The following is a 16,714-nucleotide window of genomic DNA, read 5'->3' as shown; positions in this document are numbered from 1 at the left end:
GCGCTTGTCTTGTCAGGGCTGTGGATTCACGAAACCGCACACGACAGTCATCGCTAAAATTTTGAGATCAAACCCCAACGACCAGTTCTCAATATAATACAGGTCGTACTCAACACGCCTCTCCATCAGCTTGACGTCATCAGTAATGCCCCGCAGGCCATTTACCTGTGCCCAGCCTGTCATACCAGGCTTAACGCGATGTCGTTGCATATAGATATTGATATGGTCTTTATAATGGTCGTTATGATCCATAGCGTGTGGTCTTGGCCCTACCAGCGACATGCGGCCTTGAAGTACATTATAGAGCTGAGGCAGTTCATCCAGGCTAGTACGACGTAAAAAGCGGCCAACACGAGTCACACGGCTATCGAAGTGTGAAGCCTGCTTGGTGACCGAACTTTCATGCAGGTGCATCGTTCTAAATTTATAAATTCTGAAACGTTTACCATCCAGGCCATGACGCTCCTGCTTGAAAAGGATAGGCCCTCCCATGGTACAGCGAATAGCAATCGCCACAGCAAGCATGACAGGACTAAACATAATAAACAGCACGAACCCCAGCAAGCGGTCTTCCAGCGCTTTGAAAAGCCGCATGGGGCCGCTTAATGGAGTGTAGTTAAGCTCTAAGGAATAGAGTCCCGCGACTTGCGTGATCCGGTGATTTAATAATCGGATATCTGTTAAATCAGGAAAAAATCGTATACTGGCTGGGATCCCGGCAAGTAACCGCATTAGATGACGAACCCGATTGCTTTGAACCAGCGGATACCCAAGCCATATCTCATCAAATTCACGCTGAAAGATATTGGCCTTAGCAAACGCCGCTATTTTGTGAAAAAAGGCAGGGTCATTTTCGTCAACATAATGGCCCATTACGATATATCCCGCATGAGGCGTTTTGACGATCATCTCTTCCAGCAGTGCAATATTGTCTTTTTTACCCACTAATAACACGCGCTTAAGGTTATGGCCCTTGGCACGCAGACGCTTTAAGTAGACGTAAAGCAAGGTACGCATTGTGCTGCCTACCGTGAGTATCGCCAAGGCCGAAACGCCCATCCATAACCGGGAGTAGCTTTGAGTTTCTTGAACAGCCACTAATAGCAGACTGAGCAGCCCTAAAGTGGCTACCCAAGCGGCCAAGTAAATACCCAGCATGTTGTAAAGACTGCGGCCGCGCCAAGGTTGATAGAGACCTATTAATTCCCCAACAGCGGGCAGCAGCAAGCTGCCCACCAGGATAAGAAACAGATAGTCGTTACCCTCTACAACAACATGCGGCATTAGCCGCAGAACGGCAAGAGCAACGCCTATAGCGATCGCAGCATCGAAGCAACGCATGGCACGTCGCAACCATTCGTTGCTTTGACTTGTTTTTATAACGGCCATAGTTGCTGACTACCGGGCTACCTGCACTGACGTAGACATCGAGGCCAGTAGCGCCATGATGCGATCCAAGTCCTGGCTCTCTAGACTGCCCACGGCTGATTGCAGCGCCAACATGTCCAGCGCATAATTACCTACCGTATCAACATACTGGATACGTTGGTCGTAGAAGCTTGCCCGTGCGTCTAGCACATCGACCAGGTCGCGCAGACCTAGCTGCTCGCCCCTTTCAGCCGCTTCCAGGAAGAGTTGGCCTGAGGCAATTGCCTGATTCAGCGCTTCCAGCCGACGCTGCCCGCCGTTCAATGCTCGAATACGGCGGCGAACTTCCTGCATGGCCAGATTGCGTTCGTTATCAACCGTTGCCTGGCCTGCTTCGATGCGTCTTTCGCCTTGGCGCACGCTGGCATTGGTATAGCCACCGCGATAAATAGGCACGCTTAGCTCAACACCGGCCCGGTAATCTTCACTTTCTCGCAAATCATCATCACTAATGCGGTCGGAGTAACTGAGGTTCAGGTTAAGCTCTGGGTAATAGCCCGCACGCCTAGCACCAGTATCCGCTTGGGCAATTTTTTGCTGCTCGGTCGCCAGCAGGACATTAAGGTTTTGCCCTGTACGCGCTAGCCATTGCTCAGCCTCACCCATCTCGTCATCCAACGTTACGTTGGATAACTCGCTCGGCGGGCTGCTTGCAAAGGAAGGCATCACTCCGGTCAGGCGCTCTAGCTCACTTAGCGCATTATCCAGCTCGTTTTCCGCTTCTACCGCGTCTGACACCGCCTGGTCGTAACGGGCTTGAGCCTCCAGTAAGTCAACGCGGTTCCCCACGCCCAAGTCAAAGGCGCGGCTTGCCTGGCGCACCTGCAAATCGAGCGACTCCTGCTGGGCTTCGAGCAAACCTGAACGCTGGGCTGCTAGATAAGCTTTTATGTACGCTTCGCTAACTTGCATCGCAAGCTCTTGCTCAATAACGGCTAGCTGAAGTTCAGCGGCGCTTACCTGGGCGCCCGCAACATCGACGCTACGCCAGCGCTCAAGACTAAAGAGCGGCTGCTGTAGCTGGACCTGCCAATATGCTTCGTCTATTTCACCAGGACGCTGGGTGTTACCAAACTGGTCTATCTCTTCAACGGTTTGAATATTGGTTGAGTCTTGCCACATGTATCCGCCCGTAGCGGTTACCTGAGGCAGCAACCGTGAGCGCGCCATGGGAATTTCTTCCCGCGTGGCTTCAAGCTCAAACCGCTGGCGTGACAAATCAGAATCGTGTTCCAGGGCACGAACGAACAAGCCCGGCAGCGAGGGCAGCGTTTGAGGCTCGCCGGTTGCATCGTTTAGCGCTTCAAATTCGTTCAGCGACTGCTGATCAACAGGCACGTCGCTTTGTGAGAATGCCGCATGGCTAAACAAGACAACCGCAATGCTGAGCGCACTTAAGGTAAAGCGTGGCGTCCGTGTCATTAGTCCTCCCGGATAGCGCGAGCCAGCATATCGGTAACAGGCTTGGCGATGTAGCTGGCAAAGGTACGTTCACCAGTACGGATCATCACTTCGGCAGGCATGCCAGACAGTAACTGCATCTGCTCAGTCATATCTTCGCGGCCTTCGTCAGTAACACGTATACGCGTTTTATAATAGCGCTGCCCAGTCGCCTCATCTTCAAAGCTGTCGGCACTTATGTGGATGATTTCGCCATCAATAATGTTAGTGAGACGCTGGTTAAAAGCCGAGAAGCGAATTTCGGCGAGCTGCCCCAAAAACAGGTTATCGATATCGCGCGTGGGCACACGAGCCTCGACCACAAACCCGTCATTGGAAGGCACAACATCCATGATAGAGTCGCCAGGACGAATAACGGCACCCACGGTATATACCTGTTGGCCAACAATAGTGCCCGATACGGGCGCGCTTACCACAGTGCGATTTACCTGATCGGTCAGTGAGGTAATGCGCTCTTCCGCTTCGGCGATCTGCGACTGAGCGTTACGCAACTGCTCACCCACTTCAGCCTGAAACTCCTGCTGAGTGGTCTCTTTCTGCATGCGGTTTTCACTTATTTGCGAGCGCAGCTGAGCCATATTGGCTTGGAACTCGGCGTTGTCACCTTCGTATTGCAAGATCTGGCGTTCAAGCTCGCGAAGGCGCTGATTATCACCCAGCCCCTCACGGTAGAGCGAACGGAAGTCTTCGGCTTCAGAGCGCAGCGAGCTGATGCGCTGATTATTAACCCGCGTGCGTGCTTCCAAGCCATCGATCTGCTCTTGCATCTGGACGATCTGCTCATCCATGGCTTCCAAGGTGCTGAGAAGCGACTGGCGACGTGCCTGAAAGAGACCTTGCTGCACGGCGGTCACCTGCTGAGCACGCTCGTTGTCGACAGAGCTGAGCTCTTCGGGCATTTCCAGCAACGAGGCGCCTTGCTGCTCTGCCAGTAAGCGCACTTCCATTGCCCGGTTGATGTAATACTGGGATTGGGCAATTTCCAACTGTGAACGCACCTGGGTGTCGCTCAGCACCACCAGCGGCTGGCCGGCTTCTACCTTGTCGCCGTCAGACACCAGCAGCTCGCGCACGATGCCACCTTCAAGGTGCTGAACGGTGCGTTTGAACGACTCCATCGATACATTACCAGGAGCAACCACGGCAACGGCCAGGGAGGCGGTCACCGACCACACTATGAAACCACCTAGCGCAATACCCAAAATCGCGTAGCCCAGCTTGCGATAGCCTTTATCGCTGGTAGGCAACACTTCCTGGGCTTCACCGTCAATGGTGGCGGGGCCTTGCGGGGTCACATCTATTTCATTTTTAGCCGGAAGCTGGTCTTTACGGTTGCTCATCTTACGACTCCTCACTGCCGCCGCTACGGCCACCGGAAATAGCGGAAAGGCGAGCTGCATTCTGCTGCGCGACTTGGGGGCGTTTCTTGGCAAACTGGGCGAGCACCTGGTCTCTAGGCCCGAACATGCTTACCTGGCCCTCTTTCATGACCAGTAGCTTATCCATGGATTTGAGGACACTGGTCCGGTGGCTAATCACAAACAGAGTTGTGCCTTCGGCTTTCAAATGAGAAATCGCTTGGCCTAGTGCGCGCTCGCCTGCTTCATCCAGATTGGCATTGGGTTCATCCAGCACCACCAAAACAGGGCTGCCATAAAGCGCTCGAGCCAAACCAAGTCGCTGACGCTGCCCTCCAGAAAGTGCGCCACTAGTAGAAGAGATAATAGTGTCGTACCCGTTGGGAAGCTCCAGCACCATCTCATGCACGCCGGCTTTTTTCGCAGCTGCAACTACTTCCGCAGAATCAATATTGCCAAATCGAGCGATGTTCTCGCTGATAGAGCCATCAAACAATTCAATATCTTGAGGCAAGTAACCAATATAAGGACCTAATTCGTCTCGGTTATAGTGATTAATCTCAGCGCCATCAAGGCGTACATCGCCAACTTGAGTTGGCCAGATACCCAGCAGCACGCGAGCCAAGGTGGACTTACCGGCCGCACTAGGACCAATAATGCCAACATGCTCGCCTTTGGCTACACTGAAGTTGATACCACGAATAGTTGCCATACGCGTGCCCGGAGGCGCTGCAGCCACGTTTTCAATATCGATAATACCTTGAGGTGCCGGTAGCGACATGCGGCGTTGATCATCAGGTATTTGGGTAAGTAAATCATTCAGCCGACTATAGGCGCCTCGTGCGGCAACAAAGCCTTTCCAGCCACCAATCATCTGGTCGATAGGTGCCAGTGCACGGCCCATCAGGATAGAGCCTGCAATCATCATGCCTGGTGTCATATCACCATTGAGCACCAGCAGTGCCCCCAGGCCAAGAATCAAGGACTGGAATAGAAGACGCATTACTTTAGATGTATTCGTTAATGCACCGGCGCGGTCGCTTGCCTGGGACTGCTTGGCAAGAAACTCATGGTGGCGCTTGGACCAGCGGCCCATGATGCCCGGCAACATGCCCATGGCATGCAGTACTTCTGCGTTTCTCAAGTTGGAGTTAGCCAGGTTTTGCGCCTGGATTTGCTCGCTATTGGCTTCTGCTAACAGGCCTTTTGTTGATTTTTCATTGACCAAGGCAAGTACGAATAAAATGATGCCAGCGCAGGTGGCAAATATGCCCAGCCATGGATGAAAAATGAACAAAATACCAAGATAGATAGGCACCCATGGAGCATCAAAAAAGGCAAACAGGCCGTTTCCCGTGAGAAACTGGCGTAAGTTTGTTAGATCATTTAACGGTTGGGCACTTTGCGTACCTGGAGCAACAATGCTGCGGCGAAACATTGCACTATACAGTCGTTGATTAATCGTGGTATCCAGCCGATTCCCAATCCTGACCAGCATCCGCGACCTTACAAGCTCTAGTCCGCCCATCACCATAAAAAGGAACACCACCACCAAGGTGAGCATGACAAGAGTGTCGAGGCTTTGGGTAGTAAGTACGCGGTCATATACTTGGAGCATATACATCGGGGGAACAAGCATCAGCAGGTTTACAAACATGCTGAAAAAACCCACCGATACAAACGAACCCTTACAGGCGCTCAATGCACGCTGCAGATCCGTTGCTTCCTGTTGCTTTGCCATGGAGGGATCACCGTTGAATCAAAGAAGTCACGCGAAGATTAATCGCGGCAGCATAACAGAAACGCCCCTGCCAAGGGTAGGGGCGTTACAAGAGCCGGATTTATGTATTCAGAACGAAAACATTATCCAAATAGCACCATGCTCTCGTCAGACTCGGAAAAGCCAACCATTACCGCACCTTTCTCAGCGCCGTTGGCTATTTCATCAAGCCAATACTGTTTACCTGCCGCGTCTGGCGCTCGTTCGAGCACGTTGGAATACATTAGTTCAACAAAGGCGTCATCCTGTATGCCTGTATGGCGCTCGTTGAACTCATCAGAGGCAATAAAGCTGTTGGCAATAGTGTCAAGGCTTGCACTCTGGCTGACGTCCAGCCAGTAGCCCAGGCCCGTGCCATCGGCATCACGTTCAAAGGCCGCATCATATAGTCGTAGGAGAGGATCAACCGCTTCGCTGAGCACAGCGTCATCGCGGAATGCCAGGTTCTGAATGCGCAGGTCTTCGCTACTCGACGTTTCAGCTTCGCTGAACGGTGTTTCGCTATACATGGCGCCCATGTATTCGGCGAAGGCGTCTTGCTCACTCCCCTTCTCAGCGAAGTCGAACTTGCCATCCAGCTCATAGGCTTCAAGCAGATCAATGCGTTCAAGGTATCGGTCTTCTCCAAGCGGATAGCCGTCGCCGCCGTCGGCCATGAAGCCCAGGGTAACGACTTTTACGGTTGCGTCTGCATCGCCGACCAAGCGCCCGTTGGCCACCAGCACGTCATGAATTTGGCCGTCTTCGTTGAGAATAGCAGCACTTTGAATACGCTGCCCTGCGGGCTGCTCCCAATCGTAGCTGTACTGAACGCCGCCCACCTGGGCAAACTGGCCTGCACTGATATCAGGGGCGGCGGCCGCTACGGCGTGCTCTAACACGTCAAGCAGCGTGCTGCGGTTAACCGTCAGGATGGCCAGGTCATTATTGAAGCGCAGTGCCGAAGCGGCGTCCAACTGAGATACACCACCTGCTGGCTTGCCGATGGCATCATTGGCAGACGGTGCCTGATAGCTGGGCTCGCTATCGCCGCCTTGCACGACGACTTCGCCAATCGCTTCACGAATACCGCCGCCGTTCTTGAACGAGACCATGACATCGTCATCCAGCTGGCGGGCATACCAGAGGTTGGCGTCGGCAGTGAGGTTCCCGAGATTGGTCTCTTCGGTGCGCACCGAGCCGCGTTCTCCCACCAGATATACATCGGACAGGCCAAGAACATTGCCATCCTGGTCGGCCACGAACTCACCCACGGCACCGACAAGGTCCTGGGCAATCTGGCCTTTGGTTCCGTCAGCAAAAGCGTCTTCCAGGCTGCCCCACAGAGCTTCTACCTGCTCATCCGTCGAGGCGTAAACGCCTGAAGTGGTCTGCTCAATCGAGTCGGTGACGACGTGGCCATTTTCGTCAAATTCGACCACTAGCTGAGCGACATAGCGCCAACCGGCATCGGTGTTCACGATGACCACGTCATTACCGGAAACATCCTTGGTGAGAATCGGGTAGGTGTCATACGGCTCGCCCGCGCCAGGAAACAGACCGCGGTCAATGTCATTTTCATTGGCTAGCAGCGAGTCCGAACCACCGGCGATAACGATATCGACGCCGTCCAGCAGGGTCGCCAGTTCTTCTTCAAACTGAATTTGCTGCAAATGCGCACTCAGGATGATCTTATTGATGCCTTGCGCCTCCAGGTCATCAACCACCGGCTGAATGATAGCGGCCAGGGCCTGCATATCATTGCTGCCACCTGAGAGCACGTCTACACCGCCTATCGATGAAATACTCTCGAGAATCTGGGTGGTAACACCGATAATGCCAATCTTTTCACCGCCACGTTCAGCAATGACTGCCGGGGCAAGCTTAGGCTTGTTCGCATCAGCCAGCACTTCTTCAAGCGTCGACTGAAATGCATCGTGTGAAAATATCTCGTTGGTGGCCAAACCGCTAAGCGCTGAATCCTCTGAGAAGTCCAGGTTGGCAGATATATAGGGGAATTGGGCACCCAGCCACGCTACGTCGGCAGCACTTTCACCATTGACCACGGGCGCGAGCATGTCGGCAATCAGGTCGGTTCCCAAGTCGAACTCATGGTTGCCCAGCGCCACTGCTGCGGCATCGACCAGATCCATCAGCAGCGTTTCAACCCGCCCCGAGGCGGCTGTAATACCACTCATGGAGCCCGTTTCCAGTCCGTAAACATCCTCTACGGCGGTCTGGAACGCAGCTTGTAGGCTCTCTTCAGACGCAGCACTTAAATAGGGCCCAGGCAACACCAGATCACCCGAGCTCACAAACAATGAGTTGGCGTACTGGTTTTCCAGGTGGTCGACGATGGAAACGAAATTGGGTGCGTTCAGTAAGTCCCCGCCACCCCCTTCCATATCAGCGGCGTGCAGAAGCTGTAGCTGAAAGTTGCTCATTGAAATCCCCTTCTTTTTTGAGTATTCGCCCCTTCAAGCGATGAGGGATGTTACTGAGCTAACAGTGACGGCTATATGACACTTTGAATAAATTCGTGCAAAAAATCGTTTTATCCAAGAGTTCAATGCTTGGGCAACGGTTTGTATCACAGCGTCAATATGGATATCTAAAACGTCACAATCATGACATACCCAAGCGTTAGGTTAGGTAATCACGTGATATTGCGAACGATGGACGCCGCATATTGACAGGGTCTTGTCATGCATGTCGCTTGCAACATGTGCATACATGACCCAAACCACAAACGAATGACTGCTTACCTGGACGGAAAATGGACATGAATAACCAGATCATTGTTAGCTCGTTGTACCAGACGCTGCTGTTACGCCAACCCGATGATCAAGGACAGCGTTACTGGGCGGGTTTGCTGGATCGCCGTGAAATAGATGTCGAGGGTGTTGCACGCAACCTGTTGGCCAGCACCGAGTTTAACGAAGTGATTCAACCGATCACCCAGCTTTATACCACTTACCTGTTGCGATCAGCCGATACAGAGGGCCTCACCTACTGGGCCAACACGCTGCGTGAAGGATTAACGCTGCAGGAGGTAACTGAAAGCTTCAAGACTTCTGCCGAGTTCCAAACGATTGCTACGTATGACGATACAGCCTGGCTTACTCAGGCGTATCAGGGGGTGCTGGGACGCGTGCCGGAGCCCACTGGCGCTGACTACTGGTTGGAATTACTTTCTACTGGCGCTTCACGTGAAAACATTCTACAAGCCATCGAGGCGAGCAACGAAAGTCAACAGTTAGCGCCGTCCAGGATGCTGCAACCCCTCGCGGGTGAAGGTGACAATGCAACTGATACTAGTTTCGATACATTGCTAGGCCATCTGATTAACCAAATCGAGGACGAGGCAACCCAGCCTGAACCCGAAGAACCGGAACAGCCTGTAGAACCGGAGCCGCCCGAAGAACCGGAACAGCCCCAAGAACCGGAACAGCCCCAAGAACCGGAACAGCCCGAAGAACCGGAACAGCCCGAAGAACCGGAACAGCCCGAAGAACCGGAACAGCCCGAAGAACCGGAACAGCCCGAAGAACCTGAGCCGGGAAAAACACCCCAACCCGATTTTCAGCTAGGCGAGCGCTACTACCAGGGCGCATCAGACGCATCAGCAGCCGTTGCCATTGACGAGCAACTAATGCTGGTCGCGGACGATGAAGATCAGACCCTACGCCTTTATGACCGCGAAACGGGCGGCGCGCCACTTGTGGCAATTAATCTGAACGATGCGCTGGGTCTCAGCGATAGCCAGGAAGTGGACCTCGAAGCCGTAGCCACCTACCAGGGGGTTCAATACTGGCTAGGCTCGCATCAAAGCGGCCAGCGCTCGATGATATTCACTACAGAAGTGTCCGGTGATAGCGCTGACACATTCGATATCAGCGTGACCGGCCAGTTTACCGATCTAGCCAAACAGCTCGCTGCCTGGGATGCGAACAACGAGCATGGTTTAGGGGATAACGCGCTGAAACTGGAGCTGGGAATAAATGTAGAAGGTGCGGTGTTTATCGACGAGACCCTTTACCTTGGCCTGCGGGCGCCGTTGGACGACGATTTCGCCCAACTGTTACCAGTCTCCAACGCTATCGACTTGGTAAATGGCAGCGCTACCCAAGCATCATTTGGCGAGCCGCTGCGGCTGGATCTTGATGGCCGGGCCGTGCGCGCCATTGAGCCTGCTGGAGAAGAAGGTTACTTGATTCTGGCAGGCCCTGTAGATGATGGCGATGACGCTGGTTTTGGACTCTATTTATGGGACGGACACCATGCTGTTCGCGAAATTGACGGCATCGATCTAAACACCATTCCTGAGGCGCTCACCGCAAAACCCGAAGCGCTTTTTGACGTAAAAATGAGCGATGCAGGTATTTCAGCCAGCGTGCTTTTTGATAGCGGTACGGTCGACTGGTTTGATGATGGTCGGTCTTCGAAAGACCTTCCAGATAGCCAGCAGCAGTTTATCGGTACGGATATTATGTTTGACGCGCTGCCGGATATGGCCCCGCGTGCAGGCGATATCGCCGTTACGGCCGTTAGCGGTAGTGACAAAGAGTTTCAGTTTGTTGCACTACACGGTATCGCCGAAGGGGCAGAAATTACCTTTACGGATTCCGGCTGGACGGGTGATGGCTTCCGAGCCAATGAAGGTGCAGTGAAATGGACAGCGCCAGCAGGCGGTGTTGCCCCGGGCACAGTGATTTCTCACACGCAAAATGCCGACCAGTTCTCTAATGCCAACAGCGCGGCGGTAGGTAATGGCAGTTTCAACCTTTCCGTGGGTGGCGACCAGGTTATTGCGTTTGTGGGTGAAGATACAAACCCTACCTTTATCTATGCCATTCAGACCAATAGCAGTGAGTGGCAAGAAACCGCCACAAACTCCAATAACTCGGCCCTACCGCCAGACCTGGAAAATGGCACTACGGCCATTGCCGTTGGCAGCGCGCGTAACGCGGCCTTTACCGCCGATGGTTACGGTACGGCAGACGCGCTTTTAGCAGCGATTGGTAATCCAGATAACTGGACCTTCGAGCGCAATGCCCTGCCCGATAACGCAACGATGGAATTTCGTATTGGCACGATGGAGGCGCCTTATGTGCCGGGTGAAAGTGACATTGGCCTAGTCATTACCGAGATCTGGCCAGGGCAAGCCGGTACGGATATCACCGAAGACTGGTTTGAAATCACCAACCGTTCTGGTGACACTCTGGACTTTGCTGAATCTCCGCTCTACTACGACGACGACAGCGCCAACCCGCAAGATGCCGTGCTTATCGAAGGCCTGACCACGCTGGCACCGGGCGAATCCTCCATTGTGATCGTCGATGGTGGCATTGATGCCGTGGCCCAGTTCCGTGAGGCCTGGAGCAACATCAGTAACATCGACAGCCTGAAAGTTGGCTTTGCCGACAATGCCGCCGGTTTGGGCAGTGGTGGCGATGCCGTCACCCTCTGGCAGGGCGACCCGCGTATTGATGGCAACAAAGTTGGCTTTGAAGCCTACCCCGACACGTCAAATAACGACGCCGCTTCGTGGAACGTGGACCGCCAAGCGTTCACGCAGACAGATGAAGAGGGTGCAGCTAGCTCTTCTGCCGCGGGGGGTAATAGTGGCGACGTACCCGCTCTCGCCTCTCCTGGCGTTGCCATCAAACCGGAGCCCGAAATTACGCTGATTTCGACGGTTCAGGGTGAAGGCGGTACCAGCGCGCTAAATGACGAGAATGTCACGCTAGAAGCGATCGTTACCATGGTGACGCCCGGTATGGATGGCTTCTTTCTGCAAGAAGAAGATGAGGACAACGACGATAACCCGCTGACCTCCGAAGGAATCTTCGTTTATGCAGGGAGTGGCAGCAGTGAATGGCTTGAGCAGCTCTCTGCGGGCGACCAGATCCGTATTGGTGGCACCGTTTCAGAATTTTATGACAAGACTCAGCTTACCGCTGACCGCTCCAGTCTCGACATTCTGGCTCGCGAGCAGCCTCTGCCCCAGAGCCAGGCCATCAAGCTACCTTTTGCCAACAAACAGGGCCTGGAAGCGTTTGAAGGCATGCGTGTCGCCATTAAAGCACTCGATGGCGAGCCGCTAGTGGTTACTGAGCTTTACGAGCTAGGCCGTTACGGTGAAGTTACGCTTTCTGCCAACGGCCGCCTGGAGCAGTTTACTGAGGTCAACGCGCCGAGCGTGGAAGGCTATAGCGCTTGGCTCGAGGACGCAGAAGCCCGCACGATCAAGATCGATGATGCCAACTCGTCGCAAAACCCGGACCCGATTATCTATGGTCGTAACGGTGAAGAGCTCTCTGCTACCAATCCGCTACGCGGGGGCGATATGCTGGACACCCTGGAAGGTGTACTGGACTTCAGCCATGGGGAGTGGAAAGTACAAAATGTAGATGGCTTGGATTTCTACGGCCCCGCCACACCGGATACCGATACTTTGGGCGATGCTGAAATCAAGGTGGCGTCATTCAACGTACTTAACTACTTCAATACGTTGGATGAAAACGGCAATAAAACAGCCACCCTTGACGGCACTGAGCACTCACCGCGTGGCGCCAATAACGCTGAAGAGTTTTCCCGTCAGGAAGCCAAGATCGTTAACGCAATCAATACCAGCGGTGCCGATGTAGTGGGCCTGATGGAAGTTGAAAACAACGGCTTCGGGGAAGACAGTGCCATTGCGGCCCTTGTTAATGCCTTGAATGCCGATGCCCAGCTAAAAGGTCTTGACGGTGTCACATGGGACTATAGCACTCCCAAGGATGCCGAAGGTAGTATCGCAAGCCCTGGTACTGATGCTATAGCGGTGGGTGTGATTTATAACAGCCAAGCGGTGACACCTGCCGGTGACGCTGCCACCAAGACCGACGGCGCGTTTGCTTATGGAAGCCGCCCTCCGGTCATGCAGACCTTCACCGACGATAACGGCGAGCAGTTCTCCGTAGTCGTCAACCACTTCAAGTCAAAGGGCAGTGTGATCAATGGCGAGAATGCCATTGGTGACGGTCAAGGCAACAACAACCCGACACGCGTTGAAGCAGCCAAGGAGCTCCTTGAATGGCTGGAAAGCAATCCAACAGGCAGTGACGATCAAGACGTACTCATCCTGGGTGATTTGAACGCTTATGCCATGGAAGACCCTATCACGGCGCTGAAAGAAGCAGGGTTTGAGCTGCTCGATGACGACTATAGCTATGTCTTTGATGGCTTCTGGGGGTCGCTGGATCATGCATTGGCCAGCGAATCACTGACCCAGCAGGTTACCGGCACCACGACTTGGCATATCAATGCAGACGAAGCGACTGCCTTGGATTACAACACGGAGTACACCTCTGAGCGCCAGGTCGAGAACTTGTACGCCCCGGACCCATTCCGCAGCTCAGATCATGACCCTATTTTGGTGGGCTTAAACCTAAGTGCGGCAGAAGCCTAAGAGTTTCGCGACAACCGTTCTTAAACGCTCATTATTGATGGCCTCCGCTTGCGGGGTCATTTTTTTTACGCCTTCGAATAGCTCCCCGACTACAGGTAATCCATGGCTCCGGCTTTACAGCGTGTTAAATTCATTGCGTAAACTTATTATGCTTACTATTTCACACCGGCTTTTAATTCTGGAGAAACACGTTGAGCTCAACACGTTTAGCAGCGGCCATTATTGCAGACAGCGGCATTGCCTTCGGTACCAGCGGCGCACGAGGGCTGGTAGAGCAATTTACTGACGAGGTATGTGCCGCATTTAGCGTGGCGTTCATTTCTGCCATGAAGTCGAGCTTTGACGTAAAACGGATTGCAATCGGCATGGACCTCCGCCCCAGCAGCCCAGCCATGGTAGCAGCGTGCACTGGCGCCGCCCACGCCATGGGTGTTGAAGTTGATGACTATGGCGTACTGCCCACCCCTGCACTTGCGTTGCAGGCCATGACAGATGGTATTCCCTGCATAATGATTACCGGTAGCCATATACCTTTTGATCGTAATGGGATTAAGTTCTATCGGCCTGATGGCGAAATTACCAAACAGGATGAGGATGCGATCTCTACCTCAACTGCGCGAATGCCAGCAGAGGTGCATCCAGTACGCAATGTCGTTTCTGATGCAGCCAGCGAGACATATACTCGGCACTTTACCTCGTGGTTTACCGGCGAGCCACTAAAAGGATGGCGCATAGGGCTATATCAGCACTCTGCTGCTGGGCGTGATTTAAACGTCCATATATTGGCCGAGCTAGGTGCCGATGTGGTTATACTCGGTCGTAGCGAAACCTTTGTTCCAGTGGATACCGAGGCAGTAAGCGAAGAAGATCAGGCAAAGGGCAGCGCATGGGCAAAACAGTACCAGCTGCATGCCCTGCTCTCTACTGATGGTGACGGCGATAGGCCTCTGGTCGGCGATGAGACAGGTACTTGGCAACGTGGTGATGTGGTGGGCTTACTGTGCGCACGAGCGCTGGGGATTGAAGCACTTGCTGTTCCAGTAAGCTGTAATACAGCCATTGAAGCATGCGGTGCGTTTAAAAAGGTTGAACGAACACGCATCGGTTCGCCCTATGTATTGGCCAATATGGCAACGCTCAGTAAGCAGTTTGATCGAGTCGCAGGCTTTGAAGCCAACGGTGGCTTTTTGCTAGGTAGTGAGCTGGAAGTAGACAACCGTGCACTAGCAGCACTCCCCACCCGCGATGCACTTTTACCCGCGTTAACCCTGATGATAACAGCTGCCCAACAAGGTATCAGGCTGTCGCAGTTATTTGCCAACCTTCCTTTACGATATACCGCAAGCGACCGACTTAAGGGCTTTCCTACCTGGCAGAGCAATGCTCTGTTAGCAACGTGGCGAGAAGCCCCTAAAGAGATGCAGGAAGCTTTAGGCTTCGCAGCGCCCATTAAAGATATAAATACAATTGATGGCTTACGCATAACGTTGGAAAACAACGATATTGTGCACTTGCGCCCTTCCGGCAATGCCCCAGAACTGCGCTGCTACTGTGAATCAGACTCACAGGCAAAAGCATCTGCCCTGGTTCAGAGAAGCCTGGCTAGCCTCGCTGCCCTTGCTTAAGCCAATCGATTTACAGTAAGAAAGCAAAACGTGAGAGGCTCTTTAGAGCCTCCCGCGCGTTGCGGCCATCCATAGCCGGAGAACCATTTATTCAGTATAGCGATTTATAAAACCGACAGCGACCACACCACTGTCACGTTCTTTATCGCCCATCATTATTCAGTTCATGAAAGAAATCAGGCCGCTATCATAACGCAATCGGACGCGACTTTCATCGCATCCGCGTCAGGTACTGCATGAATGCCGTTCATGGCGACTGGGATGGCTTTTCTGGCTTAAGTGAATGAAAAATGCCCGCGCGGTGGTTTTGAACCGCGCAGGCATTTTCAAATAGGTCCTTACGATAATAATATAACGATAACCATGCCCCACAATGTTAAAAACGTATTACTGACAGCGTAGGGCACCGTATACCCAAGCATGCGCACGTTGCTTTTGGCTTGTTCAGATACCATAGCGACAGATGCCGTGCTCGTTCTGGCCCCACCGCAGCAGCCAAGATTAATCGCAGGGTCGAAACGAAAAATATATTTACCAATCAATGGGCCGAGTACCATCGGGACAGCGGTTGCAAATAGCCCCCAGAAGAATATCTCGAAGCCGACCTGTTGAAGCCCAGCAACAAACGTGGGACCCGCCGTAATGCCCACCACAGCAATAAATATATTCAAACCTACCGAGTTCATAAACCAAAGCGTTGCGCTTGGCACTGTACCGAGCTTCGGTATGAAACTACGTAACCACCCAATAAGAATACCCGCAATCAACGCGCCGCCCGAAACAGAAAGCGTAATTGGAATCCCATCGACAGGAACCGATATCGCACCAATTAAACCACCCAAAACGATACCGGCACCCACTAACACCATATCCGTAACACTGGTAGGACGGTCAGCAAAGCCGTATTCGCCAATTATGTCGTCAATATGTTTCTTCGTACCGTTAATAGTTACGATATCACCACGATGTATTTTAGTTTGCGCGTATAAAGGGATATCTACGCCCATTGAGCCTCGCCGAACACGTGTAACGTAAACACCTCGAGACATAGGCTGCTGAGCAAGCTCAATGAGTTTTTTCCCATTTGCTTTTTTATTGGTAATAAAAACATCGACCGATTCAACAGGTATATTCAAAAGCTCTGGATCAGCGACTTCCTTAGCCCGATTGCTCCACTCTACTAACGCTTCATGATTACCTGAGACAGCAACAATATCGCCTACTTGTAAAACGGTATCGCCATCAAAGGGAATAATCTTTTCTCCACGGCGCAGGTTTTCCAGGAACAGGCGCCCATCAACACTGGCTTCTGCTTCTGATACCGTTTTACCGGCAATCAAGCCGGGCGTGGCAAGCTCATAAGCTCGAATGATGTATTTATGCCATGCGGAATGCATACCATCTTCGGAAGCGCCGACGGACATCTCTTTTTCGTAGCGCTTACACTCTTCCTGTAGGTTGATGCGTAAAAGCTTTGGCCCCAGAAAAGCGATGATCCACCCGGTGCCCACCGTTCCAATTGACGTCCTCCCCGCCCTAAAGGACGGGGATTTCAACTTCTTGAGGGCAACGTCCTGCCCCGAGGCTGAGGATATTCCGGGCCGCATTCACGTCCCGGTCGTGGAGTACA

Annotated in this window: 8 protein-coding genes; 2 read left to right on the top strand and 6 right to left on the bottom strand. The window is 53.0% G+C overall.

Features of this window, described 5'->3' with window-relative positions:
- Nucleotides 1-12: 12 nt before the first annotated feature.
- The 5 genes from INT20_RS15325 to INT20_RS15305 all read right to left on the bottom strand — a co-directional run bounded on the left by INT20_RS15325 (nt 13) and on the right by INT20_RS15305 (nt 8,450).
- A complete protein-coding gene (locus tag INT20_RS15325) occupies nt 13-1,341 on the bottom strand; it encodes an undecaprenyl-phosphate glucose phosphotransferase (RefSeq protein WP_193057232.1) in 1,329 nt (442 codons plus the stop codon).
- Nucleotides 1,342-1,398: 57 nt separating this feature from the next.
- A complete protein-coding gene (locus tag INT20_RS15320; RefSeq protein WP_193057231.1) occupies nt 1,399-2,850 on the bottom strand; it encodes a TolC family outer membrane protein in 1,452 nt (483 codons plus the stop codon).
- Nucleotides 2,850-4,229 carry an HlyD family type I secretion periplasmic adaptor subunit gene (locus INT20_RS15315; protein ID WP_193057230.1) on the bottom strand — a complete coding sequence of 460 codons (1,380 nt, stop codon included), beginning with the start codon at nt 4,227-4,229 and terminating at the stop codon, nt 2,850-2,852. Before INT20_RS15315 ends, INT20_RS15320 begins: the two co-directional genes overlap by 1 nt.
- Before the next feature lies 1 nt (nt 4,230).
- On the bottom strand, nt 4,231-5,988 hold the full coding sequence (locus tag INT20_RS15310) for a type I secretion system permease/ATPase (protein ID WP_193057229.1): 1,758 nt from the start codon (nt 5,986-5,988) through the stop codon (nt 4,231-4,233).
- A 122-nt stretch (nt 5,989-6,110) separates the two neighbouring features.
- Nucleotides 6,111-8,450, bottom strand: a complete 2,340-nt coding sequence (locus tag INT20_RS15305) for a DUF4214 domain-containing protein (RefSeq protein ID WP_193057228.1) — start codon at nt 8,448-8,450, stop codon at nt 6,111-6,113.
- Between the two features lie 338 nt (nt 8,451-8,788).
- Here INT20_RS15305 and INT20_RS15300 point away from each other — a divergent pair, with 338 nt between their 5' ends.
- Both INT20_RS15300 and INT20_RS15295 read left to right on the top strand, forming a co-directional pair.
- Nucleotides 8,789-13,459, top strand: coding sequence for an ExeM/NucH family extracellular endonuclease (locus tag INT20_RS15300; RefSeq protein WP_193057227.1), 4,671 nt, complete (start codon nt 8,789-8,791; stop codon nt 13,457-13,459).
- Between the two features lie 191 nt (nt 13,460-13,650).
- On the top strand, nt 13,651-15,084 hold the full coding sequence (locus INT20_RS15295) for a phosphomannomutase (RefSeq protein ID WP_193057226.1): 1,434 nt from the start codon (nt 13,651-13,653) through the stop codon (nt 15,082-15,084).
- Nucleotides 15,085-15,422: 338 nt separating this feature from the next.
- Here the strand turns inward: INT20_RS15295 and INT20_RS15290 are convergent, their stop codons facing one another.
- Complete coding sequence (locus INT20_RS15290; protein WP_319643862.1) at nt 15,423-16,595, bottom strand: aspartate:alanine exchanger family transporter; 1,173 nt, start codon at nt 16,593-16,595, stop codon at nt 15,423-15,425.
- Nucleotides 16,596-16,714 lie beyond the last annotated feature (119 nt).

It is taken from the genome of Halomonas citrativorans, assembly GCF_014898005.1.
In the GTDB taxonomy this organism is placed as follows: Bacteria; Pseudomonadota; Gammaproteobacteria; order Pseudomonadales; family Halomonadaceae; genus Vreelandella; species Vreelandella citrativorans.
This window is presented reverse-complemented; position numbering and strand designations above follow the sequence as displayed.